Raw genomic sequence first — 23,200 nt, forward strand, 5'->3', positions numbered from 1 at the left:
CCTGTCCGGGCCGCCCCCCTGTTGTTTCTGGAGATGCGTTTCCAGGCATCAGCTTTGCTGACATGGCAGCGTGCACCCAGCGTTGATATCGACGGCTCCGTTGCCACTGATCCACACGTATGCTGGCTATAAGGGAATCCTGATTTTCCCGCATCGCATGCTGAAAAGGGAGTGCGGACATGTCCGATGAAGAGTCCGAAAAGCACTATCGCTCGGGCCTGCCCGGCCCACTCGGGGTCATCGATACCCTGATAAGCAAGCTCGAGGCGGTGATTCTGGCGCTTGGCGTGCTGCTGATGGCAGTCAATACCATCGCCAATGTCATCGGCCGTTTCGTCTTCGGTGAAAGCATCATGATCTCCGGCGAGATCAACCGCATCCTGATCATCATGATCACCTTCGCCGGTATCGGCTACGCGGCACGCCACGGCCGCCATATCCGCATGTCGGCCATCTATGATGCCCTGCCGGCAGGAGGTCGCAAGGCGTTGATGATCGTCATTGCGCTGTTCACCTCGCTGGTGATGTTCTTCCTGCTCTACTACTCGATCATCTATATCCTCGATATGTATTCCAAGGGCCGCGTGTTGCCGTCGACGGGCCTACCGATCTGGATCATCTATGTCTGGGCGCCCCTGGGCTTTCTGATCACCGGAATCCAGTACCTGCTTACTGCCATCAAGAACCTGACATCACGAGACGTCTACCTGTCGACCAGCGTGCTCGACGGCTACAAGGACACGGAAACGGAAGTCTGACGCAGGGCAGCATGCCCGGGGGAATGCACGATGACGACAATAATGGTTACTACCATGATCGCCCTGCTATTGCTGGGCTTTCCCATGATGATCCCGCTGATCACCGCGGCGATCATCGGTTTCTTCATAATGTTCGACGGCTTCGGCCAAATGGGTACCCTCATCCAGCAGATGATGGCGGGTATACGTCCTGCCTCGCTGATTGCCGTGCCCATGTTCATTCTCGCCGCCGACATCATGACCCGGGGCCAGTCGGCCGAACGCTTGATCGCCATGGTGATGTCCTTCATCGGCCATGTGAAGGGCGGCCTGGCTGTCTCCACGGCCGCCTCCTGCACCCTGTTCGGCGCGGTGTCGGGCTCCACCCAGGCCACGGTGGTGGCCGTCGGCTCACCCCTGCGCCCCAAGCTGCTCAAGGCCGGCTATTCGGATTCTTTCACCCTGGCGCTGATCATCAACTCCAGCGATATCGCCTTCCTGATCCCGCCGAGCATCGGCATGATCATCTACGGGGTCATCTCGGGGACCTCCATCGCCGAACTGTTCATCGCCGGCATCGGGCCCGGGCTGCTGATCCTGCTGATGTTCTCGATCTACTGCGTGATCTACGCCACCGTGCGCAAGGTGCCCACCGAGCCGAAGTCGAACTGGGGCGAACGCCTGACCGCGGTCCGCCAGGCGTTGTGGCCGCTGGGCTTTCCGGTGATCATCGTTGGCGGCATCTATGGGGGGATATTCAGCCCTACCGAGGCGGCGGCGGCCTGTGTGCTCTACGCCATCTTCCTGGAGTTCCTGATCTTTCGCTCGCTGAAGGTCAACGATATCTACGCCATCGCCAAGTCCACCGGCCTGATCACCGCCGTGGTGTTCATCCTGGTGGCGGTAGGCAACGGCTTCTCCTGGATCATTTCCTTCGCCCAGATCCCTCAGGAAATCCTGGCGGCAGCCGGCATCAACGAGGCCGGTCCCACGGGCGTGCTGATCGCCATCTGCGTCGCCTTCTTCGTGGCCTGCATGTTCGTCGACCCCATCGTGGTAATCCTGGTGCTGACACCGATCTTCGCCCCGGCCGTGGCGGCCACCGGTCTCGATCCGGTGCTGGTGGGTATCCTGATCACCCTGCAGGTAGCCATCGGCTCGGCGACGCCACCCTTCGGCTGTGACATCTTCACCGCCATCGCCATCTTCAAACGGCCCTACTGGGACGTGATAAAGGGGACACCACCCTTCGTATGCATCCTGATCTTGGCGGCAGCCCTGCTGATCATGTTCCCGCAAATCGCCCTCTTCCTGCGCGACGTGGCCTTCCGCTGATCCAAGGAGTAACGAGCATGTTCAATCGGATACTGGTCCCGGTAGATGGCTCCAAGGGCGCCCTCAAGGCGCTGGAAAAAGGTGCTGGGCTACAACTGCTGACCGGGGCAGAGCTCTACATCCTGTGCGTCTTCAAGCACCACAGCCTGCTCGAGGCCTCGCTCTCCATGGTGCGGCCCGAACGGCTCGATCTGCCCGATGACGTCCTCAAGGACTACGCCACCGAGATCGCAGTGCACGCCAAGTCCCATGCCGTGGAGCTCGGGGTGCCGGCCGAGAAGGTACGTGGCTTCGTCAAGGGTGGGCGGCCGTCGCGCATCATCGTGAGGTTCGCCCGCAAACGCGAATGCGACCTGATCGTGATCGGCTCCCAGGGGACCAACGGTGACAAGAGCCTGCTGCTGGGCAGCGTTTCCCAACGAGTCGCCGGCTCTGCCAGCTGTCCGACCCTGATCGTTTGATCCTCAGGAACAACCCTCGTCGGGCCGGTTCCCCCCGCATGCCATGCGGGTGCGGAACTGGCCCGGCCCTGTTAGTGTCCTAGGGTTTCGATGGCATTAGCGTACACACATCCAAGGCGTTTCAGCGCCAACGCAAAAAGGTATTTCATGAAGACACTGCTGACTTCCGCCTCCCTGGCGGCCCTGCTGGCTACCGCTCCCATAGCATTGGCCGCCGCCCCCGAGACCGACGACGAAAAACTCGGATACAGTCTCGGCGTGACCCTGGGCCAGAGCATCCAGCAGGATGTCGAGGACCTCGACATCGATGCCTTCACCCAGGCCATTCGTGACGTCTTAGATGGCGACGAGCTGGAAATGAGCGATGAGGAGATGGCTGAGGCCCTGACGACATTCCAGCAGAAGGCCATGGCCGCTCGCAAAGCCGAAGCTGAACAGCTGGCCGCAGCCAATCGCGCCGAGGGCGAGGCCTACCTGACCGAGAATGCCGAACAGGACGGGGTGACGGTCACCGACTCTGGCCTGCAGTATCGCGTGCTCGCATCCGGTGACGGCCCCTCTCCGGACGCCGACGACACTGTCGAGGTCCATTACGAGGGCACCCTGATAGACGGTACCGTCTTCGACAGCTCTTATGAACGTGGCGAGCCGGTCAACTTCCAGGTCGACCAGGTCATCGAGGGCTGGCAGGAAGCCCTGCAACTGATGAGCGTGGGCGATACCTGGGAGGTAGTGATTCCTTCCGATCTCGCCTACGGCGCCCAAGGACAGGGTCCCATCGGCCCCCATGAGACGCTGATCTTCGAGGTCGAGCTGCTCGACGTGGCTGGTGAATGACACTGACCCGATGAGCGCCTTTCGCTGCCTGGCCGCCGCCAGCCTCTGCCTGGGGCTGGCGGCCCCACTCGCCGCCCAGGAACCACCGGTACAACTGCCGCACCTCGGCGTCGACCGGGATGGGGTCAGCGTGCTCGGCGTCTCCTCGGGGGGATACATGGCCACTCAGCTGGCGGTTGCCTGGCCCGAGCGATTCGCCGGGCTGGGCGTCGCCGCCGCCGGCCCTTGGGCCTGTGCACGCGGCTCCTTGGGCCTGGCTCTGGGCCAGTGCATGACGACCCAGCGTGGCATGCCAGACTCGGCGGAGCTGCAGGACCGCTACCAGGGATACCAACGGCGTGAGCTGGTCGGCGAGCCCGAGGCCCTGGCCAAGCTGCGGGTCTTCATCTGGCATGGCGAGGAAGACAACACCGTAGCGCCGTCACTGGGCCGCGCACTGGCCGAGCAGTTCCGTGACTGGCTGGCCTCCCCCGATGACCAGATGAAGTTCATGAAGAGCGAGCAGGCCAGCCACGGCTGGCCACTGGCAACGCGTGCGGGCACGCCCGTGGACGCCCTGGCGGATTGCCGCGGTGGGGGCGGCACCCACCTGCTGGCCTGTGACCTGGACATTGCCGGAAAGATGCTGGGCTGGCTGCACGGCGACCTGGCGCCTCCCGAGCCGAGCGACCCGCAGGGCGAACTCGTGCGCTTCGACCAGTCGGACTTCGATGCCCGAGGACTGGGTGACGCCGGTTACCTGTTCGTGCCGGCGGGCTGCGAGGCAGGTGGCTGTAAGCTGACGGTGGCACTGCATGGTTGTGCCATGGATGTCGAGCAGATCGACGAGGCCTTCGTTCGCCACAGTGGCCTCAACGAGTGGGCCGCTGCCAATCAGCGAGTGGTGCTCTACCCTCAGGCGGAAACCAGCCTGCCCAATCCCCAGGGCTGCTGGGACTGGTGGGGCTTTGCCGAGAGTACCTGGCAACTCGACCCTCTGCATGACAGCCGCCAGGGTTCCCAGACGGGCGCACTGATGGCCATGATCGAACGTCTGCAGCAGTCACCCGACGAGAAGTGAGCCGGCCGATTATGGCCGGCGCACCTCATCCTTCTTCCAGCGCCTGCGCCAGGGCGGCCTGCAGCGGCCCCGAGGTGGGTGAGTGCAACACCCGGCGTCGAATCTCACCGTTGCGGTCCACCAGAAACAGCGAGGCACTGTGGTCGATGGTGTAGGCCATGGCGGAGTCCGGTGTCTCCACCCTGCGCCAGACCACGCCGTAGCGTTGGGTCAGTTCCTCGAGCGCTTCCTGGCTGCCGGTGGCGCCGATGAACTCCTCCCCGAAGAAGCCCAGATACTCCTCCAGTCGTGCCAGGGTGTCCCGCTCGGGATCCACAGAGACCATCAGCGGCACCACCCGGCGCCGCTGTTCGGGATCGAGACGCCCCATCACCTGACGCACCACCGCGAGGCTCATCGGGCAGACATCCGGGCACCAGGTGTACCCGAAGAAGACGACTGCCAGCTGATCGTCCTCGAGCTGGCTCAGCGAGAATTCGCCCTCGGTCGACGGTAGCTCGATCGGCCCTCCCTGGGGTTCGCCATTCGCCTGGTTACTCAGCTGCTGCTGGTAGAAACCGAGGCCAACCGCCATCACCACCAGTATCGCGCTCAGTCCCAGCCAGATGCCTCGTCGTTTCATGATCATCGCCTCGTCACTTCGAAATCGAACCAGCTTCCCAGGCGTCCTTGCGGCGTGTCTACCACTACCTTCGCGCGCCAGGGCATGACTGCATCGGAACAGATCGCCACCTGCCCCTCTCCGCGGAAGACGCCGCCTCCCACAGCCTCGAGGGGGAAGCGGTGCAGCCCCATGTCCATGTCACGGCCGACAAAGTCGACGCGGGCGGACTCGGCCTGGATGCCGGTCAGGCGAACCTCCAGCGGCAGGCGCTCCAGGGCTCGGATGGGACCCTTGGATGCGACCGTCAGACGCAAGGCGATATCCTGCCCCAGGCTCGCCGTGCAGGGGGCCGCGTGGAGATCGCAGCGATCCTCTGTCGGCGGATGCCATTGCACGCCGGCCTCGTCGCGCAGGCTATAGCGGGTCAGGTACCAGAACGCCACGGCGAGAGTCAGCAGGGTAAGGATGATCAGCAGGCGCAGCAGCGGAGGGCGGGCAGCGCCGGTCGACGGCAGAATGCACTGTGGCATGGCGAGGATCGGGACCTCCATCGGTGGCAGGATGGAGGTAAGCTTATCAGCATTTGCCTGCGGCGAAGTGCGCAAGGATGTCGCAGGGGAAGCATCGCGAAGGAGGTGTCATGGAAGGCGTGGGCAATGCACTGGGGCCGTTGTTCCTGCTCATCCTGCTGGGCGCCGGGCTCGGCTGGTGGCGCCAGCCGGGCGGCGACTTCTGGCCACGCATGGAACGGCTGATCTACTTCCTGCTGTTTCCCGCCATGCTGGTCTCGACCCTGGCCACTGCGGATGTCGATCGGGTGCCGGTGGTCCGGCTGGCCGTCGCCCTGCTCGGTGCCATGGCGCTGTTCGGCCTGCTGATGTGGGGACTAAGACACCGGCTACGACTCGAGGCGCCCGCCTTTACCTCGGCCTTCCAGGGTGCTCTACGCTTCAACACCTATGTCGGCGTGGCCGGTGCTGCCGCCTTGCACGGCAGTACCGGGGCCACTGTCGCCGCGGTCGCGGTGGCCCTGATGGTGCCGGTGGTCAATGTCCTCTGCGTGGCCAGCTTCATCGCTACCGGTACCCTGGGCGCTGCAAGCCTGGGCCAGAGTCTCGCCGCCCTGATACGCAATCCGCTGATCCTGGCCTGCTTGACCGGCATTCTCCTCAATGTGAGCGGCATCGGGCTGCCCGGCTGGAGCCAGCCAGGCGTGGAGCTGCTGGGCCGGGCTGCCCTGCCGCTGGGCCTGGTGGCGGTGGGCGTGGCGCTGCGCCCCGCTGCCCTGCTGAGGATCGATCGCGGGGTCTGGGCCGCCAACCTGATCAAGCTGGGGCTGATGCCGGCCCTGGTGCTCGTACTGGCGCAACTGCTGGGCCTCGATTCCGTGACTCGCGATGTGGCCCTGCTCTTCGCCGCCCTGCCCACCGCCACCTCGGCCTATATCCTGGCCCGCCAGCTGGGCGGAGACGCCGAGCTGATGGCGGCTTTGATCACCGGCCAGACATTAATAGCCATGGTGACCCTGCCGCTCTGGCTACGCCTGGCCGGTTGAGAAAAGATTATTAACGGAAAACGTTCGCATTTGTGTTGACAGCGCAAACGAGAATTATTACGCTTGGGTTGTGGCGTTGATGAGGCGCCACGCCAAGCAGGAATCCGCCAGTTTCCTGCCTTGGTTTCTCCCTCTCATTGCTAGTCACGGTCTTTTTGCCGCCTCTTTCGAGGCGGCTTTCTTTTGCTTGGCCCGGTCAGTCGACCCGCTGGAAGATCAGGTCCCAGACGCCGTGTCCCAGTTTCTCGCCGCGCGCCTCGAACTTGGTGAGCGGGCGAAACTCGGGGCGTGGCACATAGGGTGCCGTCTCGAGGCCGGCGGTGTTGGTGAAGCCGGGAGCGGCTTCCATCACCTCGGCCATCCACTCGGCATAGGCCTGCCAGTCGGTGGCCATGTGCAGGGTGCCACCGGGCTTGAGGCGGGTGCGCACCAGTTCGACGAAAGCGGGCTGGACGATACGGCGCTTGTGATGCTTCTTCTTCGGCCAGGGGTCGGGAAAGAACAGCTGCAGGGTATCCAGGCTCGCCTCGGGCAGACACTGCTCGAGCACCGCCAAGGCATCCTCGCGGTAGACACGCAGGTTGGTCAGGCCACGCTTGTCGGCCTCGTCGAGCAGCTTGCCGACTCCCGGCGCATGTACCTCGATGCCGATGAAGTCGGTGTCGGGGTGACGCTCGGCCTGCTCGATCAGCGAGGCCCCCATGCCGAAGCCAACCTCCAGCACCCGGGGCGCCTGTCGCCCGAAGAGCGCATCGAGGTCCTGGCGGCCATCGGCGAGGGTCAGCCCCAGGCGCGGCCAGACCTCCTCGAGCCCGCGGGTCTGGGCCTGGGTCATGCGGCCAGCGCGCAGCACATAGCTCTTGATGCCGCGGCGGTGCAGCGGGGCATCCACCCCCTCGGGGCCGGTCGTCTTGTCGTCGTGTCGCGGGTCGCTCATGGCGTAGGAGCTCTTGTCGGGAGAAACGCTTGCCTGGACGAAGCTGGGGGCGCGTATTGTAGCGGCTAACGCATTCGCCGGGTACGGTAGCGACCGATTCCACAGGCAGAGAGGAGACGGATATGCAGGACAGGGGATGGTGGCTGGGAGCGGCGCTCTCCGGCGCCCTGGTGGTGATGGCCGGCGCCTTCGGCGCCCATGCGCTGGAGGGACAGCTGGCCCCACGGCTGGCGGCGGCCTTCGAGACCGGGGTGCGCTATCAGGCGTGGCATACCCTGGCGTTGCTGGCGGTGCTGGCCTGGCGGGCATCGCAACCACAGGCGGGGCAGCGGCTGGCCATGGGGCTCTGGGTGCTGGGCATGGGGTTATTTTCGGGCTCACTCTACGCCATGGCGCTGACGGGCCTGAGCGGCCTGGGGATGGTCACGCCCATCGGCGGTGTGCTGATGATCGGCGGCTGGTTGGCGCTGGCCATGGCCGTGCTGCGCGCTCAGTCGTTATCCGGCAGCGCATAGGTCGCCGTGACCAGGGCCATCGGCCGCTCGTCGCCGGCCGAGAAGAGCTGCACCTCGCCCACGGCCAGGCGCCGACCCAGCTTGAGGATACGCGCGTTGGCGATGATGTCGCGGTCTCCGCGCGGGCGGCGCAGAAAACGGCAATGCAGGTCGCTGGTCACGGCCATGGGCTCGGGGCCGATCTGGGCCAGTATCGCTACATAGAGGCAGACATCGGCCAGCCCCATCAGGGTAGGCCCGGACACGCTGGCGCCGGGCCGCAGATGCTCGTCGTCGATGGCCAGGCTCATGGTCGCGCGCATCTCGTCGACGCCCTCGATGGTCCCCATCCGCTGGGGGAAGACCTCATCGAGAAAGTCCTCGATGGCGGCGGCGGTCATCACGGTCATCAGCAGGCTCCTTGCGATTCATGGGGAAGGTGACGCTTGCGTCAACATAACCGAAAGCGCCCCGAGCAGGTAGCCGGGGCGCTTAATGGCCATACGCTATGGGCTACGAGTACAAGCTACGGATATCAATGTCTCCGCCACGCTGCGCTGCGTTGAGCCCGAAGCCCGAAGCCCGAAGCCCGAAGCCGATTATTTCGCCTTGTGCACGGCACGCCAGTGATGCAGCAGCGGCTCGGTATAGCCGGCGGGCTGCTCGCGCCCCTTGAAGATCAGGTCGCTGGCAGCCTGGAAGGCCGTCGAGGCGGAGAAGTCGGCACTCATCGGCGTATACGTCGGATCGCCGGCGTTCTGCTGGTCGACTACCTTGGCCATGCGCTCCAGGGTCTCCCGGACACGGTCGGCGTCGACCACGCCATGGCGCAGCCAGTTGGCAATGTGCTGGCTGGAGATCCGCAGGGTGGCACGATCCTCCATGAGGCCAACGTCATGGATGTCCGGCACCTTGGAGCAGCCCACGCCGTGCTCCACCCAGCGCACCACGTAGCCGAGGATACCCTGGCAGTTGTTGTCCAGCTCCTGCTGAAGCTCCTCGTCGCTCCACTGCGGTGACTCGGCCACCGGAACGGTAAGCAGGTCGTCGAGAAGCGTTTCACGCAGGTCCGATTCGCCTTGGCCTTCCATCTCGCGCTGCACCGCCGCCACATCTACCTGATGGTAGTGCAGGGCATGCAGGGTGGCGGCGGTGGGAGACGGCACCCAGGCGGTGTTGGCACCGGCCTTGGGATGACCGATCTTCTGCTCGAGCATGGCCGCCATCATTTCGGGCATGGCCCACATGCCCTTGCCGATCTGAGCGCGGCCGCGCAGCCCACAGGCCAGGCCGACCAGGACGTTGCTCTTTTCGTAGGCCTGGATCCAGGCGGAGCCCTTCATGTCACCCTTGCGGATCATCGGGCCCGCCTCCATGGCGGTATGCATCTCGTCACCGGTGCGATCGAGGAAGCCGGTGTTGATGAACACCACCCGCGAGGTCGCCTCGGCAATGCAGGCCTTGAGATTGACCGAGGTACGACGCTCCTCGTCCATGATGCCCATCTTCAGGGTATCGCGAGCCATGCCGAGGATATCCTCGATGCGCCCGAACAGCGCATTGGAGAAGGCGACTTCCTTCGGGCCATGCATCTTCGGCTTGACGATGTACATGGAGCCGGTACGTGAGTTACGCGCCTCGTTCTCGCCCTTCTTCAGGTCGTGCAGGGCAATCAGGCCGGTGACGATCCCGTCGAGGATACCCTCGGGCAGCTCATTGCCATCGGCATCCAGCACCGCCGGCGTGGTCATCAGATGGCCCACGTTGCGCACGAACATCAGCGAGCGACCCGGCAGGGTGACGGTCCCCCCCTCGGTGTTGTGCCAGGTGCGGTCGGCGTTGAGGCGGCGTGTGATGGTCTTGTCGCCCTTCTCGACCTGCTCCTCCAGATCGCCCTTCATCAGGCCGAGCCAGCTGGCATAGACCCCGACCTTGTCCTCGGCGTCAACCGCGGCTACGGAGTCCTCGCAATCCATGATGGCGGTCAGCGCTGCCTCCACCACCACGTCCTTTACGCCGGCAGGGTCGGTCTTGCCGATCGGGTGGCTCGGATCGATCTGGATCTCCAGATGCAGGCCGTGATTGGCCAGCAGGATGGACTCGGGACTCTCGGCCGAGCCGTTGAAGCCCACCAGTTTGCCCGGGTCCTTGAGGCCGGTCTCGCGACCGCCGTCCAGTGAGACCACCAGGTGGCCGTCGCGCAGCACGTACTTGACGGCATCGTGGTGGGAGCCGGTGGCCAGCGGCACGGCCCGATCGAGGACGCCACGAGCATAGCCGATGACCTTCTCGCCACGCTTGGGGTTGAAGCTCGACCCCTTCTCGGCACCGCCCTCCTCGGAAATGGCGTCGGTACCGTAGAGCGCGTCATAGAGGCTGCCCCACCGGGAGTTGCCGGCATTCAGCGCATAGCGCGGATTGTTGACCGGCACCACCAGCTGCGGCCCAGCCTGGACGGCGATCTCGCGGTCGACGTTGCCGGTAGTGACCTTGACGTTGGCCGGGGCCTCCACCAGGTAACCGATCTCCTCGAGGAAGGCACGGTAGGCAGCCATGTCATGGATCGGGCCGGGGTGCTCGCTATGCCAGGCATCGAGCTTCTCCTGCAGGCGATCACGCTCGGCGAGCAATTCGCGGTTCTGCGGGGTCAAATCGTGGAAGAGGGCGTCGACGCCGGCCCAGAAGGCCTCAGGGTCGACACCCGTGCCCGGCAGGGCCTGTTCGTTGATGAAATGGTCCAGCTCGGCGGCCACCTGTAGGCGATGGCGAGTGATGCGTTGGGTCATGGGTCGTGCTCCTCATGCTTGGCTGCTCGGTGCCCCCTGGCACCGACCGGCCGGACAGGGAATGATGACTGCGTGGTACCGATTTTGTGGAAAATACTTCCACATGTAAACCCGTACAGGCCTCTTGCCATTTGCCGCTATACCAAAAGATTAGGCCAAGGCATCGCTGGCCGGCCTATCGGCTTGGCGCTAGCATGAACGGGCATTGCGGAGAAACCGATGAGCGACTTCACCCCCCTGCAGGCCTTGGGCACCCTGGCCCCTGCAGACCTGTCTGGCAAGAATCTCGAGCGCTATCTGGGCCATTATGGCCTGGCGCCGCTGCTTGCCGAGCATGTGGGGCTCTATGTGGGCTACCTGGAGGCCGGCGACTTCCGCCTCTGGACCCAGGTGTGGAGTCCCGAAGCACCCATCGGCACTACCTTCGTGGTACACGGTTACTTCGACCATCTCGGCCTCTACCGACATCTGCTGGAATGCCTACTCGAGCGTGGCTGGCGGGTCGTACTCTGGGACCTGCCCGGCCATGGCCTTTCCAGCGGCCGTCGTGCCTCGATCGACGACTTCAAGGACTATGGCAACTGCCTGCACCACCTGCAGCAACATCTCGAACAGGTGGGGCTGGCCCCCCGTCCCTGGCTCGGCATCGGCCAGAGCACCGGGGCGGCGATTCTCGCCACCGACGCCCTGACCCGCGGAGACGATGGCGCCTGGTCGGGGCTGGCGCTGCTAGCGCCGCTGGTGCGCCCCTGGGGCTGGAATCAGTCGAGCTGGCTGCATCTCCTGGTGGGGCCCTTCGTGAACTCGATCCCGCGTAAGTTCCGCGCCAATTCCACGGATGCCGACTTCGCTGACTTCCTGCGCGAGGGCGACCCTCTCCAAACCGATCGCCTGGCGATGGACTGGGTGGGGGCCATGCGACGCTGGATGCCGCAACTGCTGGCACTGCCACCGAGCCCGGTTCCCACCCTGATCCTGCAGGGTGAGCAGGATCTAACCGTGGACTGGGAGTGGAACCTCGAGGTGCTGGCGCGCAAATTTCCCAACGCCGAGATCCATCGCCACCCCGAGGCTCGTCACCACCTGGTCAACGAGGCCGAGCCGATTCGTCGCGAGCTCTTCGCGCTACTCGATCGCTTCATTGCCGGACTGGAGCCGGCCGACACCCCAACCCACGAGACAACCTCGACATGAAACCCCATTTGCCTTTGCTGCTGGCGACCCTGCTGCTTGTCGGCTGTGCCGCTGCGCCGGATCAGCCGACCACCGACCGACAGGCCCTGTTCGGGCTGGGCGAGCGCGCCGCCGAGCAGCTCGTGGCGACCCCCCCCATGCCCAAACCGGCGGCCGATCAGGTCCTGCTGCTGGCCGAACCGGAGGTCGACCCGAGCCTGGGACTCAGCGACGAGCGTCTGCTCGAGAGCCTGACTCGCGCCCTGCTGGCCGTTTCCGACGGCCCACAGGTGCTGGCGTGGCGCGAGGCCATGGCCGAAGGGAGCTTCGATAACCACTGGCGCCTGGACAGTCGCCTCGAGGCCGATGGCCCGCGGCTGCGACTCTCTGACCGCGAGTTACTGCCCTATCGGCTCAGCCTGGAACTGCGACGCAGAGGCGGCGACGCCCCAGATTGGCGCAGCGAGATCAGCGGGGCCTTGGACGCCACGGCGCTGTAGCGCGTCATTCCCCCTCACTTCAACTCCTTATCCCTTAAGCAGACGATCGAGCTGGCGGTAACCGATGGCCTCGATCAACTGGTCTCGCCCGGGGCGCGCTTCGCCGGCAAGGTCTGCCAGGGTCAAGGCCACCCGCAGTACCCGGTGGTAGGCCCGTGCCGACAGCTTGAGCCGCTCCAGCACGCCGGCCAGCCAGGCGCGATCCGCCGCCTGCAGAGCACAGGCTTCCTCCAGGGCCTGTCCGGCCAGCCGTGCATTCAGCGCACCACGGGCCGCCTGGCATTTTCGTGCCGCAAGCACCCGCTCGCGCACCACCGCCGAGGACTCGCCCGGTTCACGAGAGGTGAGCTGCTCCGGAGCCAGCGCAGGCACTTCCACCTGCAGATCGATGCGGTCGAGCAGCGGTCCCGAGAGGCGCGCCTGGTAACGCTGGATCTGGGCGGCCGTGCAATGGCAGGCCTGACGCGGATCGCCCAGGTGGCCACAGGGGCAGGGGTTCATAGCTGCTACCAGTTGGAAGCCTGCTGGGTATCGTCTTTCATGGCTGGCCCGGGCGATATGGATCTGTCCCGATTCCATGGGTTCGCGCATCACCTCGAGCACATGCCGCGAGAACTCCGGGAGCTCATCGAGGAATAACACGCCGTTATGAGCCAGGGAAATCTCACCGGGCCGCGGCTTCGAACCACCACCCACCAGGGCCACGGCACTGGCGGTATGATGCGGGGCTCGGAAGGGGCGGACACCCCACTGTTCGGCATGCGCCAGCCCGCTGACCGAGCGGATCGCCGCCACTTCGAGGACCTCCTCTTCGGTGAGCGGCGGCAGGATGCCCGGCAGGCGGCTGGCCAGCATGGTCTTGCCGGTGCCGGGCGGGCCGGCGAACAACAGGTTATGGCCGCCGGCCGCCGCCACCTCCAGGGCTCGACGCGCCTGATGCTGGCCGCGCACCTCCGCCAGGTCGGGTCCCGCCACGGGTGTCGGGACGATACTCGGTGAGCGATGGGGCGCGATGAGCGTCTGACCCAGCAGATGAGCCACCACCTCCAGTAAGTGATCTGCGGGCAGCACCTCGAGATCGCCGGCCAGGGCCGCCTCGTCGGCATTGGCCCGTGGCACGATCAGTCGCCGGCCGGCGCGCCGTGTCGCCATGGCCAGCGGCAGGACGCCGGTCACCGGGCGCAGCCGACCATCCAGGGCCAGCTCGCCGGCGCATTCGACGTCCGCCAGCGCCTCGAGCGGCACCTGGCCGGAGGCTACCAGCAGGCCCAGAGCGATGGGCAGATCGAAGCGGCCCCCCTCCTTGGGCAGATCGGCGGGCGCCAGGTTGAGGGTGATGCGCCTCAGCGGGAAATCGAAGCCGGCATTCACCAGGGCACTGCGTACCCGTTCGCGGCTCTCCTTGACGGCGGCTTCCGGCAGGCCCACCAGGGTCATGCCGGGCAGCCCATTGGCCAGATGCACCTCGACCAGCACCTCGGGCGCTTCGAGCCCGAGACCTGCCCGAGTGTGGATGATTGCCAGCGTCATCGGCGCTCCCTCGCAGCCCGTCTGACCTCAGGCTAGCCCAGGCGGCCGGGATGCGCCCGGCACCGGATGGGGATCAGCGGTCGGTTTCACCGGCGCCGGCATCCTCCTCGGGAGTCTGCTCGCTCGGCAACGCGGCCGGAGGCTCACTCGCTTCCGCCTCTGGCGAGGCGTTGCTGTCCAGCGCCTCCTCGAGGGCTGCCACCTGCACCTCCAGCGCCTCGACCCGCGCCCGGGTGCGCTGCAACACGTCCATCAGGATATCGAAATCCTCCCGCGAGACCAGCTCCAGGCGATCGAAGGCGCCCTTGACCACCTGCTGGACCCCCTTCTGCACCTCTTCCGGGGCTTGGGAAGCGCCCTGCAGGCGGTCGCCGATCTGCTGGGCCAGGCGGCTGATGCGATCTTGGCTCACCATGGTGTCTCTCCTGAATCGTGATGGATGCCTGACCACAGGATACGCAAGGCTTCCGCCCAGCGCATTCCCCACTTCCGCTCTCTCATGGGGCACGCGCACCACGACAAGGCACCACAAGAGTGCATTCAAGGCAGCACTGAGCTTCACACCACCAAAATCCCACCTAAAAAATCTCTACAAAGTGCTGATATAAAATACATATTTTCAATGATGGCATGATTTACGCTTTAGCAAGGCAGCCACCCATCGCGCGGCATCACGCCGCCGACATCCAGCAGGGGAGAACCGGGATGAAGCTGATCACTGCCATCATCAAGCCATTCAAGCTCGACGACGTGCGCGAAACACTCGCCGACAACGGCGTCCAGGGCATCACCGTCACCGAGGTCAAGGGCTTCGGTCGCCAGAAGGGCCACACCGAGCTGTATCGCGGGGCCGAGTATGTCGTCGACTTTCTGCCCAAGGTAAAGGTCGAGGTCGCGGTGGACGACGATCGTCTGGAGACGGTGCTCGATGCCATCTGCAGCGCCGCCAACAGCGGCAAGATCGGGGACGGCAAGGTCTTCGTCACGCCCCTGGAGGATGTTATCCGCATCCGCACCGGCGAGCGCGGCGCCGATGCCGTTTAACGACGCCCACGACTTCCCAGAACGGAGACTGACGCATGAATGATATTCCTCAACTGACCGAACTGATGTATGCGGTCGACACCTTCTACTTCCTGATCTGCGGCGTATTGGTGATGTGGATGGCCGCCGGCTTCTCGATGCTCGAGGCGGGCCTGGTACGCTCCAAGAACACCGCCGAAATTCTCACCAAGAACATCGCGCTGTTCGCCATCGCCTGCACCATGTACCTGATTCTCGGGTACTACCTGATGTACTCCAGCAGCGCGGGAGGCTTTCTGCCCAACCTGGGCTTCCTGATCGGCGGCGAAAATACCGTGGATGCCATTACCGCCGGCGGTGAAGACGCGCCCTATTACTCGATGCGCTCCGACTTCTTCTTCCAGGTGGTGTTCGTGGCAACCGCCATGTCCATCGTCTCCGGCGCGGTTGCCGAGCGCATGAAGTTGTGGGCCTTTCTGGCCTTCGCGGTGGTGATGACCGGTGTCATCTACCCGGTGTCCGGCTACTGGACCTGGGGCGGCGGCTGGCTGGCCGAAGTCGGCTATTCCGACTATGCCGGTTCCGGCATCGTCCACCTGGCCGGCGCCGCTGCGGCCCTTGCCGGCGTGATCGTGCTCGGTCCGCGCAAGGGCAAGTACGGCAAGGACGGCAGCATCTATGCCATCCCCGGTGCCAATATGCCGCTGGCCACCCTGGGTACCTTCATCCTGTGGATGGGCTGGTTCGGCTTCAACGGGGGCTCCGAACTCAAGCTCTCCGACGCTGCTTCCGCCAACAACGTCGCCCAGGTCTTCGTCAACACCAATGCCGCTGCTGCCGGAGGGGTGATCGCCGCCCTTATCCTGGCCAAGCTGTGGTTCCGCAAGGCCGACCTGACCATGGCCCTGAACGGTGCCCTGGCCGGCCTGGTGGCCATCACCGCCGATCCGCTCTCTCCCAGTGCCGTCGGCGCCTCCCTCATCGGCATCGTGGGTGGCCTGATCGTGGTCGCCGCCATCGTCACCCTCGACAAGCTCAAGCTGGACGACCCGGTGGGTGCCATCTCCGTTCACGGGGTGGTGGGTATCTGGGGGGTATTGGCGGTCCCGCTCACCAACGCGGAAGCCGGCTTCGGTCCCCAGATCATCGGTATCCTCGGCATCTTCTTCTGGGTCTTCGTGGCCAGCCTGATCGTCTGGCTGATCCTCAAGGCCGTAATGGGCATCCGGGTCACCGAGGAGGAGGAGTACGAAGGCGTCGACCTGACCGAGTGCGGCATGGAAGCCTATCCCGAGTTCAGCGCCTCCAAGAAGTAAGACACGTTCAAGACCGAGCTGACGTACTACTGCTGGCCCCCTTCTGGGGGCCTTTTTTATTCTTCCCGTAGCGGGTGTATGCTCTGGCACAATGAATGCTACAGGGGTGGCGACCAGCGTCACCAACCAACTGACAGGACGAGGATCAAGACCATGAAACTGGTGACCGCCATCATCAAGCCGTTCAAGCTCGACGACGTACGGGAATCGCTCTCCGAGATCGGCGTCCAGGGCATCACCGTCACCGAGGTCAAGGGCTTCGGTCGCCAGAAGGGCCACACCGAGCTCTATCGCGGGGCCGAGTACGTGGTCGACTTCCTGCCCAAGGTGAAGCTCGAGGTTGCCGTGGACGACGAGATGTCCGAGAAGGTGATCGACGCCATCACCCAAGTCGCGAATACCGGCAAGATCGGCGACGGCAAGATTTTCGTCACGACGCTCGAGCAGGTACTCCGTATTCGTACCGGGGAAACCGGCAAGGATGCTGTGTAGCTGGAAGCTGGAAGCTGGAAGCTGGAAGCTGGAAGCTGGAAGCCAACCAAGGTACTAGCAAGCCTTCAGACGAAAACCCCCGTGGCCTAGGACACGGGGGTTTTCTCTTCCGGCTTCCAGCCGCGTAGCGGCGCTCTTCAATCTTCGAGCTTATTTTTCCACGAATGCCCGCTCGATGACGTAGTCCCCTGGCTCGCCCATACGCGGCGAGATGGTGAAGCCGAGCTCATCAAGCAAGGCGCTGGTGTCGTCGAGCATCGCCGGGCTGCCACAGATCATGGCACGGTCCTGCTTGGGATCGATGGCCGGCAGGCCGGTATCCTCGGCCAGCTTGCCATTGCGAATATGGTCTGTCAGCCGCCCCATGGTATGGAAGGTCTCACGCGTCACGGTCGGATAGTAGATCAGCTTCTCGCTGATTTCCTCGCCGAGATACTCGTGGGCAGGCAGGTCCTTCTGGATGAAGTCGGCATAGGCCAGTTCGCTGACATTGCGCACGCCATGCACCAGCACCACCTTCTCGAAGCGCTCGTAGACTTCCGGGTCCTGGATCAGGCTCATGAACGGAGCCAGGCCGGTACCGGTGGAGAGCAGGTAGAGATTGCGCCCCGGGAGCAGATCATCGGTGACCAGGGTACCGGTGGGCTTGCGGCTGACCATGATCTGATCGCCCACCTCGAGATGCTGGAGGCGCGAGGTCAGGGGACCATCGGGCACCTTGATGCTGAAGAACTCCAGGTGGTCCTCGTAGTTGGGGCTGGCGATGGAGTAGGCCCGCATCAACGGCTTGCCGTTCACCTCGAGGCCGATCATCACGAACTGGCCATTCTTGAAGCGCAAGCTGCGTTCGCGGGTAGTCCGGAAACTGAACAGGGTATCGTTCCAGTGGTGCACACTCAGAACGTCCTCAAGCGCAAACTTGCTCATGCCGACTCCTTGATATTCTATAAACGAATAGACCGGACAACCAATCTTTGTGTCAATTCTAAGAGTCGTGCCATTATCTGTTAAATGGATTGTATGGATAACACTTATCTATCCTGTAGATATCATGAGTCCAGAGGAGCATCATGCGCTACACCCTGCGCCAGCTGGAAGTCTTCGTCGCCGTGGCCCAGCACGAGAGCGTCTCCCGGGCGGCTCGCGCCCTGGCGCTCTCGCAGTCGGCGACCAGCACCGCCCTCGCCGAACTGGAACGGCAGTTCGACTGTCGGCTGCTCGACCGCATCGGCAAGCGCCTGAAGCTCAATGCACTGGGCTTCCAGCTGCTTCCCAAGGCAGTGGCCTTGCTCGATCGCGCCGAAGAGGTGGAGGAGCTGCTGCGTGGCCAGAAAGGCATCGGTACCCTGGATGTAGGCGCCACCCTGACCATCGGCAACTACCTGGCAACCCTGCTGATCAGCGACTTCATGCAACGCCACCCGGGCAGCCGGGTGCGCCTCTCGGTGCGCAACACCCGGACCATCATCGACAGCGTTCGCCAGCACGGGCTCGACCTGGGGCTGATCGAAGGGCAGTGCGAGGAGGAGGACGTGATCACCCAACCCTGGGTGGAAGACGAGCTGGCGGTGTTCTGCTCACCCCGCCATCCCCTCGCCACGGCTGGCCCGGTGGAACTGGATCGCCTGCTGCGTGAGGCCTGGATCATGCGCGAGCAGGGCTCCGGCACCCGGCTGACCTTGGAGCAGGCGGCTCGGCACCGCCGCGGGCGCTTCAACATCCTGCTGGAACTGGAGCATACCGAAGGCATCAAGCGGGCGGTGGAATCGGGGCTCGGCATCGGCTGCATCTCGAAGCTGGCCCTGCGCGACGCCTTCCGCCGCGGCAGCCTGGTGCCCATCGCCACCCCGGAGCTGGACCTGAGCCGCCAGTTCACCTTCATCTGGCACCGTCACAAGTATCTGGCCACCGGCATGCGCGAGTTCCTCAAGCTGTGTCGGCAGATGACCGAGGGCATCCGCCGCAGCGACCAGATCGACCTGCCCCAGGTGCCCTGATACAGCGCGGCCCGGCGAGACAGGGCCGGGCCGCAGGGGAGACGTCGGTGCGTGACTAGCGAAGGTCGCTGACGGCCTCCTGGATATCGGCGAGGGACGCCTTGGTGAGATCCTTGGCAAGAGTGTGGATCACCAGCTTGGCGGTAGGGCCGTCGACCTTGTCCCGCAACTGACCGAGGAAGCGTGGCGGTGCTACCAGGATCAGCTTCTCCATGGTGTTGTCGACGCGGGCACGATACAGACGCTCGGCAACCTCGCGGGCGAAGATTTCCTCGTGGTGCTGGGTCGCCACGTTCTCGCCGCCGGCGCTACGCGAGGTCGTCGAGGTCGACTCGTGGACATCGCCACCGCGATCCGTAACCAAATCCCCCTCGTGCATTCGACCCTCGGCGTGGACGAGGCTGTCCTTCTCGCTGACCTTGAGTCCATCGCGGGTGAACAGTCGAGCCCGTGCCGCATCAGCCACCACGATATAGGTTGTCATAGCCGCTCCTTGATGCTGGTGAATTGACGGAAGTCCTCCCTAAGGGATATTTACCTCCGCCTCTCGTTCCACATTGGCAAGCGCGCACCCGTTGGTCAACCGGGCGATACGCGATGGCTCCCGAGCGGCGGGACCCGGGCTCAGCGACGGCGCCCGGCTGCCAGGTACTTACGCAGGCCGACCAGCAGCAGCAAGGCCGCACCGGCCCCGAGGCCATTGGCCAGGATATCGGCCCAGTCGCCGCCGCTGCGACCGGGAACCAGGAGCTGGGCAAATTCGATGGCGATGCCCAGCAGCAGCGCAGCCAGGAAGCCAAGCGGCAGGTAGACGCCGGCGAGCCCGATCAGGCCTGCCAGGCCGGCATAGCCGATGAAATGGCTGGCCTTGTCCCAGGGCAGTGTCTCGGGCAGCTCGCTGCTCGGCGTCAGACTGCCCCAGGCAATCACCAGGGCCGCCAGGCAGGCCAGCACGGCCCAGCGGCGACGCCACGATGAATCTTCCCCCACGACCAACCGGTGAAACCAGTCAGCCATGGGCGATGTTGCGATGATAGGCCGGACTCAGATCATGCAGGGCGTCCATGAAGGCCGTGACATGATCCGGATCGGTGAACTGGTTGATGCCGTGTCCCAGGTTGAAGATATGGCCGGGTCCGTGGCCGAAACTGTCGAGGGTGCGCGCCACTTCTGCACGGATCGCAGAGGGGCGGGCAAACAGCACGTGAGGGTCCAGGTTGCCCTGCAGGGCGACACGATGCCCGACCCGGGCCCGGGCATCGGAGAGTTCGGTGGTCCAGTCGAGGCCAACGGCATCGGAGCCGGTCGCCGCGATGTGCTCGAGCCACTGGCCGCCGTTCTTGGTGAACAGGATTACCGGCACCCGACGTCCTTCGTGCTCGCGTATCAGGCCGGCAACAATCTGCTCCATGTAACGCAGCGAGAACTCCAGGTAGGCCGGCGTGGAAAGTGCACCGCCCCAGGTATCGAAGATCTGCACCGCCTGGGCGCCGGCACGAATCTGGGCGTTGAGGTAGTCGGTGACCGCATGGGCCAGGGTATCGAGCAGCCGGTGCATGGTGTCCGGCGCATCGTAGAGCATCGTCTTGACGTGGCGGAAGTCCTTGCTCGACGCGCCCTCCACCATGTAGGTGGCCAGCGTCCAGGGGCTGCCGGAGAAGCCGATCAGCGGCACCCGACCGTTTAGCTCGCGGCGGATGGTCGAGACCGCCCGCATCACGTAGTCCAGGTCGCGCTCGGCATCCGGCGCCCGCAGGGCATTCACCTCGGCTGAGGTGCGCACCGGCTTGCGAAATTTCGGGCCTTCACCGGTCTCGAAGTAGAGCCCCAGCCCCATGGCATCAGGGATGGTCAGAATATCCGAGAAGAGTATGGCCGCGTCCAGAGAATAACGCTCCAGCGGCTGCAGGGTGACTTCACAAGCCAGCTCCTGGTTGCGACACAGGTCCATGAAGCTACCGGCATGGCCACGTACCTCGCGATACTCCGGCAGGTAGCGGCCGGCCTGGCGCATCATCCACACCGGGGTGCGGTCGACGGGTTGACGCGCCAGGGCGCGCAGAAAGCGGTCGTTCTTGAGTTCCATGCGGGCGCTCATCCACGGAAAATGTGGGCGCCATTGTACCCCATCGAAAGGCCCGGGGATGAGCCCCGTGACACAACGATGAGCCAGCCCGGCCTTCCTGATAGAATGATCCTTTACCCCGTCGGCATTGCCGTGGTCTTCCACCGAGGTACATCGTGACGATTCGATTCATCGCCGCCTCCCGGCTGCCCACTCCCTGGGCCACTTTCATCATGCACGGCTTCGAGGATGACGCCACTGGCAAGGATCATATCGCCCTTACTCTGGGTGACGTGGCCGATGGCGAACCGGTGTTGGGGCGGGTCCATTCCGAGTGCCTGACCGGCGATGCGCTCTTCTCCATGCGCTGCGACTGCGGCTTCCAGCTGCAGGAAGCGCTCAAGCGCATCGCCGAGGAAGGGCGGGGCGTGCTGCTTTACCTGCGTCAGGAAGGTCGCGGTATCGGCCTGCTCAACAAGATCCGTGCCTACCATCTCCAGGATGCCGGCGCCGACACCGTGGAAGCCAACGAGCAGCTGGGCTTCGCTGCCGACCTGCGCCGCTACGACCTCTGCGTGCCGATGCTCGATCACCTGGGTATCAAGGCGCTACGCTTGATGACCAACAATCCTCGCAAGGTCGACTCCCTGACCCAGGCTGGCGTGGTGGTAAAGGAACGCGTCCCGCTGACCACCGGTCTGAATCCGCACAACGAACAATATCTCACCACCAAGGCCGGCAAGCTGGGCCACATGATGGCGCTGGGCGACTTCACTCAGGCCAGTGACGTGGATATTGAACGCAAGCCCTGAGCCACCGGCTCCCGGTATCGGGGCGGCTCCTTGCCAAGAGGCTCCCTGAAGATGCAACCCACCCGCGACGACGAGGCACCCTTCAGCGGCCTCGAGGAACTGGTTCACAGCATCAGCCATGGCATCGGTGCGGTGCTCAGCCTTGTCGGGGTAGTAGTACTGCTCGTGCTGGCCAGCCTGGCCACTCGGATCGACCCCTGGAAGCTCGTGGGTATCGGCTTGTATGGCGCAAGCCTGGTGCTGCTCTACACCGTCTCCACCCTCTACCATGGCGTCCGCCACCCACGCCTGAAGCGCATGTTCCAGTTGCTGGACCACTGTGCGATCTACCTGCTGATCGCCGGCACCTACACGCCCTTTCTGCTGGTCAACCTGCGCGGCCCGACGGGCTGGACGCTGTTCGCCGCCGTGTGGTCCCTGGCGATAGCCGGCATCGCCTTGAAGCTGGCCTGGCCCCACCGCTTCGCGGCATTGCGAGTCACTATCTATCTGGTGATGGGCTGGCTGATTGTCTTCGCCGGCGACGAACTGGCGGCTCGCTTTTCCGATACCGGCCTCACTCTGCTGGTCGCCGGCGGCGTCATCTATACCCTGGGGGTGGCCTTCTATGCCATCAGTGCCATCCCCTACAACCACGCCATCTGGCACCTGTTCGTCATGGGCGGCAGCACCTGTCACTATTTCGCGGTCTACACTACCGTACTGCCCTTCACGGCCTGAGCCATATCAGGCATCACGGGCCTTGCGAATGCGCTCGTAGGCGCTGCCAATCTCGCTGGTGCGCTCCTTGGCGACCTCGCGCATGCTCTCGGGCAACCCCTTGGCGGCGAGCTTGTCGGGATGGTTCTCGCTCATCAGGCGGCGATAGGCCTTCTTGATTTCGGCGTCAGTGGCGTCCTGATCGACGCCCAGCACCCGGTAGGCATCCTCCAGCGATGGACCATGTTCATCCGCGCCTCCGGAGCCACCACGCAACATGGCCTCGATCTGGGCAATCTCGGCCTCGCTGCAGCCCAGGCCCCGCACCACCCGCATCAGCATCTCGTGCTCGGCGGGGTGCAGCTCGCCATCGGCGGCCACCGCGGCCAGCTGCACCTGCAGGAAGACCTGGCGCAGGGCTGGCTGATTCGCCGCGATGTGGCGAATCTTGGCCAGCTCGGCGTCCAGATCGAAGTTGGGGTCCTTGCCGCGGTTGAAGTCTGCGCGAGCCTGGGCGCGCTGGGCCTCGCCGAGTCTCAACCGATCCCAAAGCTGCCGGGAGGCTTCCAGCTCGTCCTCGGAGACCTGGCCATCGGCCTTGCACAGGCAACCCATGACGGCGAAGGTCGATTCCAGGAACTGCGACTGGGCGCCGAGGAGCTTGTTCATCAGGCGCTTTCGCAGGGACTTTCCCAGCCAGTAACCCAGGGCGCCGCCCACCAGCAGGCCGATGGGGCCGCCGATGGCCAGCCCCAGCAGGGCACCGATCAGTATCAGGAACAGCATC

27 protein-coding genes are annotated in these 23,200 nt (G+C 64.5%); 15 read left to right on the top strand and 12 right to left on the bottom strand.

All coding sequences use genetic code 11. The features are described from left to right. Positions 1-179 precede the first annotated feature (179 nt). The 5 genes from U5L98_RS14565 (at position 180) to U5L98_RS14585 (ending at position 4,430) form a co-directional block, all read left to right on the top strand. Positions 180-758 (top strand): TRAP transporter small permease, encoded by a 579-nt coding sequence (locus tag U5L98_RS14565; protein ID WP_322559029.1) that lies wholly within the window; start codon positions 180-182, stop codon positions 756-758. A 30-nt stretch (positions 759-788) separates the two neighbouring features. Further along, positions 789-2,072 carry a TRAP transporter large permease gene (locus U5L98_RS14570; RefSeq protein ID WP_322559030.1) on the top strand — a complete coding sequence of 428 codons (1,284 nt, stop codon included), beginning with the start codon at positions 789-791 and terminating at the stop codon, positions 2,070-2,072. A gap of 17 nt (positions 2,073-2,089) precedes the next feature. Then, complete coding sequence (locus tag U5L98_RS14575; protein WP_322559031.1) at positions 2,090-2,533, top strand: universal stress protein; 444 nt, start codon at positions 2,090-2,092, stop codon at positions 2,531-2,533. 147 nt (positions 2,534-2,680) lie between these two features. Further along, complete coding sequence (locus U5L98_RS14580; protein WP_322559032.1) at positions 2,681-3,370, top strand: FKBP-type peptidyl-prolyl cis-trans isomerase; 690 nt, start codon at positions 2,681-2,683, stop codon at positions 3,368-3,370. A gap of 10 nt (positions 3,371-3,380) precedes the next feature. Further along, entirely contained in the window at positions 3,381-4,430 is a 1,050-nt protein-coding gene (locus tag U5L98_RS14585; RefSeq protein WP_322559033.1) for a prolyl oligopeptidase family serine peptidase, read from the top strand. 25 nt (positions 4,431-4,455) lie between these two features. Here U5L98_RS14585 and U5L98_RS14590 read toward each other — a convergent pair whose 3' ends face one another. Both U5L98_RS14590 and U5L98_RS14595 read right to left on the bottom strand, forming a co-directional pair. Continuing rightward, positions 4,456-5,052, bottom strand: a complete 597-nt coding sequence (locus U5L98_RS14590) for an SCO family protein (RefSeq protein WP_322559034.1) — start codon at positions 5,050-5,052, stop codon at positions 4,456-4,458. A gap of 2 nt (positions 5,053-5,054) precedes the next feature. Continuing rightward, complete coding sequence (locus tag U5L98_RS14595; protein WP_322559035.1) at positions 5,055-5,564, bottom strand: hypothetical protein; 510 nt, start codon at positions 5,562-5,564, stop codon at positions 5,055-5,057. 110 nt (positions 5,565-5,674) lie between these two features. Between U5L98_RS14595 and U5L98_RS14600 the strand changes: the two genes are divergently transcribed. Next, the gene (locus U5L98_RS14600; protein ID WP_322559036.1) at positions 5,675-6,589 is read left to right on the top strand and encodes an AEC family transporter; all 915 of its coding nucleotides are present in this window, start codon (positions 5,675-5,677) and stop codon (positions 6,587-6,589) included. A 196-nt stretch (positions 6,590-6,785) separates the two neighbouring features. Here the strand turns inward: U5L98_RS14600 and trmB are convergent, their stop codons facing one another. Then, positions 6,786-7,526 (bottom strand): tRNA (guanosine(46)-N7)-methyltransferase TrmB, encoded by a 741-nt coding sequence (gene trmB, locus U5L98_RS14605; RefSeq protein ID WP_322559037.1) that lies wholly within the window; start codon positions 7,524-7,526, stop codon positions 6,786-6,788. 122 nt (positions 7,527-7,648) lie between these two features. On the opposite strand from trmB, the gene U5L98_RS14610 reads away from it, so the two are divergent. Next, a complete protein-coding gene (locus U5L98_RS14610) occupies positions 7,649-8,041 on the top strand; it encodes a DUF423 domain-containing protein (RefSeq protein WP_322559038.1) in 393 nt (130 codons plus the stop codon). On the opposite strand, the gene U5L98_RS14615 is transcribed toward U5L98_RS14610, so the two are convergent. Together U5L98_RS14615 and U5L98_RS14620 are read right to left on the bottom strand one after the other, a co-directional pair. Further along, positions 8,017-8,430 (bottom strand): PaaI family thioesterase, encoded by a 414-nt coding sequence (locus tag U5L98_RS14615; protein WP_151442151.1) that lies wholly within the window; start codon positions 8,428-8,430, stop codon positions 8,017-8,019. The genes U5L98_RS14610 and U5L98_RS14615 overlap by 25 nt on opposite strands. A gap of 189 nt (positions 8,431-8,619) precedes the next feature. Further along, positions 8,620-10,806 (bottom strand): malate synthase G, encoded by a 2,187-nt coding sequence (locus U5L98_RS14620; RefSeq protein WP_322559039.1) that lies wholly within the window; start codon positions 10,804-10,806, stop codon positions 8,620-8,622. A gap of 219 nt (positions 10,807-11,025) precedes the next feature. Between U5L98_RS14620 and U5L98_RS14625 the strand changes: the two genes are divergently transcribed. Together U5L98_RS14625 and U5L98_RS14630 are read left to right on the top strand one after the other, a co-directional pair. Continuing rightward, on the top strand, positions 11,026-12,000 hold the full coding sequence (locus U5L98_RS14625; RefSeq protein WP_322559040.1) for an alpha/beta hydrolase: 975 nt from the start codon (positions 11,026-11,028) through the stop codon (positions 11,998-12,000). Continuing rightward, positions 11,997-12,479, top strand: a complete 483-nt coding sequence (locus tag U5L98_RS14630; RefSeq protein WP_322559041.1) for a hypothetical protein — start codon at positions 11,997-11,999, stop codon at positions 12,477-12,479. The genes U5L98_RS14625 and U5L98_RS14630 overlap by 4 nt, the downstream gene beginning before the upstream one ends. Before the next feature lie 27 nt (positions 12,480-12,506). Here the strand turns inward: U5L98_RS14630 and U5L98_RS14635 are convergent, their stop codons facing one another. Both U5L98_RS14635 and U5L98_RS14640 read right to left on the bottom strand, forming a co-directional pair. Continuing rightward, positions 12,507-14,009, bottom strand: a complete 1,503-nt coding sequence (locus tag U5L98_RS14635) for a YifB family Mg chelatase-like AAA ATPase (RefSeq protein ID WP_322559042.1) — start codon at positions 14,007-14,009, stop codon at positions 12,507-12,509. 73 nt (positions 14,010-14,082) lie between these two features. Then, positions 14,083-14,424: an accessory factor UbiK family protein gene (locus U5L98_RS14640; RefSeq protein ID WP_322559043.1), complete on the bottom strand. Its 342-nt coding sequence runs from the start codon at positions 14,422-14,424 to the stop codon at positions 14,083-14,085. A gap of 290 nt (positions 14,425-14,714) precedes the next feature. Here U5L98_RS14640 and U5L98_RS14645 point away from each other — a divergent pair, with 290 nt between their 5' ends. The 3 genes from U5L98_RS14645 to glnK all read left to right on the top strand — a co-directional run bounded on the left by U5L98_RS14645 (position 14,715) and on the right by glnK (position 16,840). Next, positions 14,715-15,053 carry a P-II family nitrogen regulator gene (locus U5L98_RS14645; protein ID WP_151442145.1) on the top strand — a complete coding sequence of 113 codons (339 nt, stop codon included), beginning with the start codon at positions 14,715-14,717 and terminating at the stop codon, positions 15,051-15,053. Between the two features lie 35 nt (positions 15,054-15,088). Beyond that, positions 15,089-16,348: an ammonium transporter gene (locus U5L98_RS14650; protein WP_416208264.1), complete on the top strand. Its 1,260-nt coding sequence runs from the start codon at positions 15,089-15,091 to the stop codon at positions 16,346-16,348. 153 nt (positions 16,349-16,501) lie between these two features. Then, a complete protein-coding gene (gene glnK / locus U5L98_RS14655; protein ID WP_322559044.1) occupies positions 16,502-16,840 on the top strand; it encodes a P-II family nitrogen regulator in 339 nt (112 codons plus the stop codon). A gap of 150 nt (positions 16,841-16,990) precedes the next feature. Here glnK and U5L98_RS14660 read toward each other — a convergent pair whose 3' ends face one another. Then, entirely contained in the window at positions 16,991-17,767 is a 777-nt protein-coding gene (locus U5L98_RS14660; protein ID WP_322559045.1) for a ferredoxin--NADP reductase, read from the bottom strand. 143 nt (positions 17,768-17,910) lie between these two features. Here U5L98_RS14660 and U5L98_RS14665 point away from each other — a divergent pair, with 143 nt between their 5' ends. Further along, positions 17,911-18,837 carry a LysR family transcriptional regulator gene (locus U5L98_RS14665; RefSeq protein WP_322559046.1) on the top strand — a complete coding sequence of 309 codons (927 nt, stop codon included), beginning with the start codon at positions 17,911-17,913 and terminating at the stop codon, positions 18,835-18,837. A 55-nt stretch (positions 18,838-18,892) separates the two neighbouring features. On the opposite strand, the gene U5L98_RS14670 is transcribed toward U5L98_RS14665, so the two are convergent. The 3 genes from U5L98_RS14670 to hemE form a co-directional block, all read right to left on the bottom strand. Further along, on the bottom strand, positions 18,893-19,321 hold the full coding sequence (locus U5L98_RS14670; protein ID WP_322559047.1) for a host attachment protein: 429 nt from the start codon (positions 19,319-19,321) through the stop codon (positions 18,893-18,895). A 140-nt stretch (positions 19,322-19,461) separates the two neighbouring features. Beyond that, entirely contained in the window at positions 19,462-19,854 is a 393-nt protein-coding gene (locus U5L98_RS14675) for a VanZ family protein (protein ID WP_322559048.1), read from the bottom strand. Further along, positions 19,847-20,923 (bottom strand): uroporphyrinogen decarboxylase, encoded by a 1,077-nt coding sequence (gene hemE / locus U5L98_RS14680; protein ID WP_322559049.1) that lies wholly within the window; start codon positions 20,921-20,923, stop codon positions 19,847-19,849. Before hemE ends, U5L98_RS14675 begins: the two co-directional genes overlap by 8 nt. 155 nt (positions 20,924-21,078) lie before the next feature. Here hemE and ribA point away from each other — a divergent pair, with 155 nt between their 5' ends. Together ribA and trhA are read left to right on the top strand one after the other, a co-directional pair. Next, positions 21,079-21,714 carry a GTP cyclohydrolase II gene (ribA, locus tag U5L98_RS14685; protein ID WP_322559050.1) on the top strand — a complete coding sequence of 212 codons (636 nt, stop codon included), beginning with the start codon at positions 21,079-21,081 and terminating at the stop codon, positions 21,712-21,714. A gap of 51 nt (positions 21,715-21,765) precedes the next feature. Beyond that, the gene (gene trhA / locus U5L98_RS14690; RefSeq protein ID WP_322559051.1) at positions 21,766-22,434 is read left to right on the top strand and encodes a PAQR family membrane homeostasis protein TrhA; all 669 of its coding nucleotides are present in this window, start codon (positions 21,766-21,768) and stop codon (positions 22,432-22,434) included. A gap of 6 nt (positions 22,435-22,440) precedes the next feature. On the opposite strand, the gene djlA is transcribed toward trhA, so the two are convergent. Next, positions 22,441-23,199: a co-chaperone DjlA gene (gene djlA, locus U5L98_RS14695; RefSeq protein ID WP_322559052.1), complete on the bottom strand. Its 759-nt coding sequence runs from the start codon at positions 23,197-23,199 to the stop codon at positions 22,441-22,443. Between the last annotated feature and the right edge of the window lies 1 nt (position 23,200).

This window comes from Halomonas sp. (assembly GCF_034520545.1).
Classification (GTDB): domain Bacteria; phylum Pseudomonadota; class Gammaproteobacteria; order Pseudomonadales; family Halomonadaceae; genus Halomonas.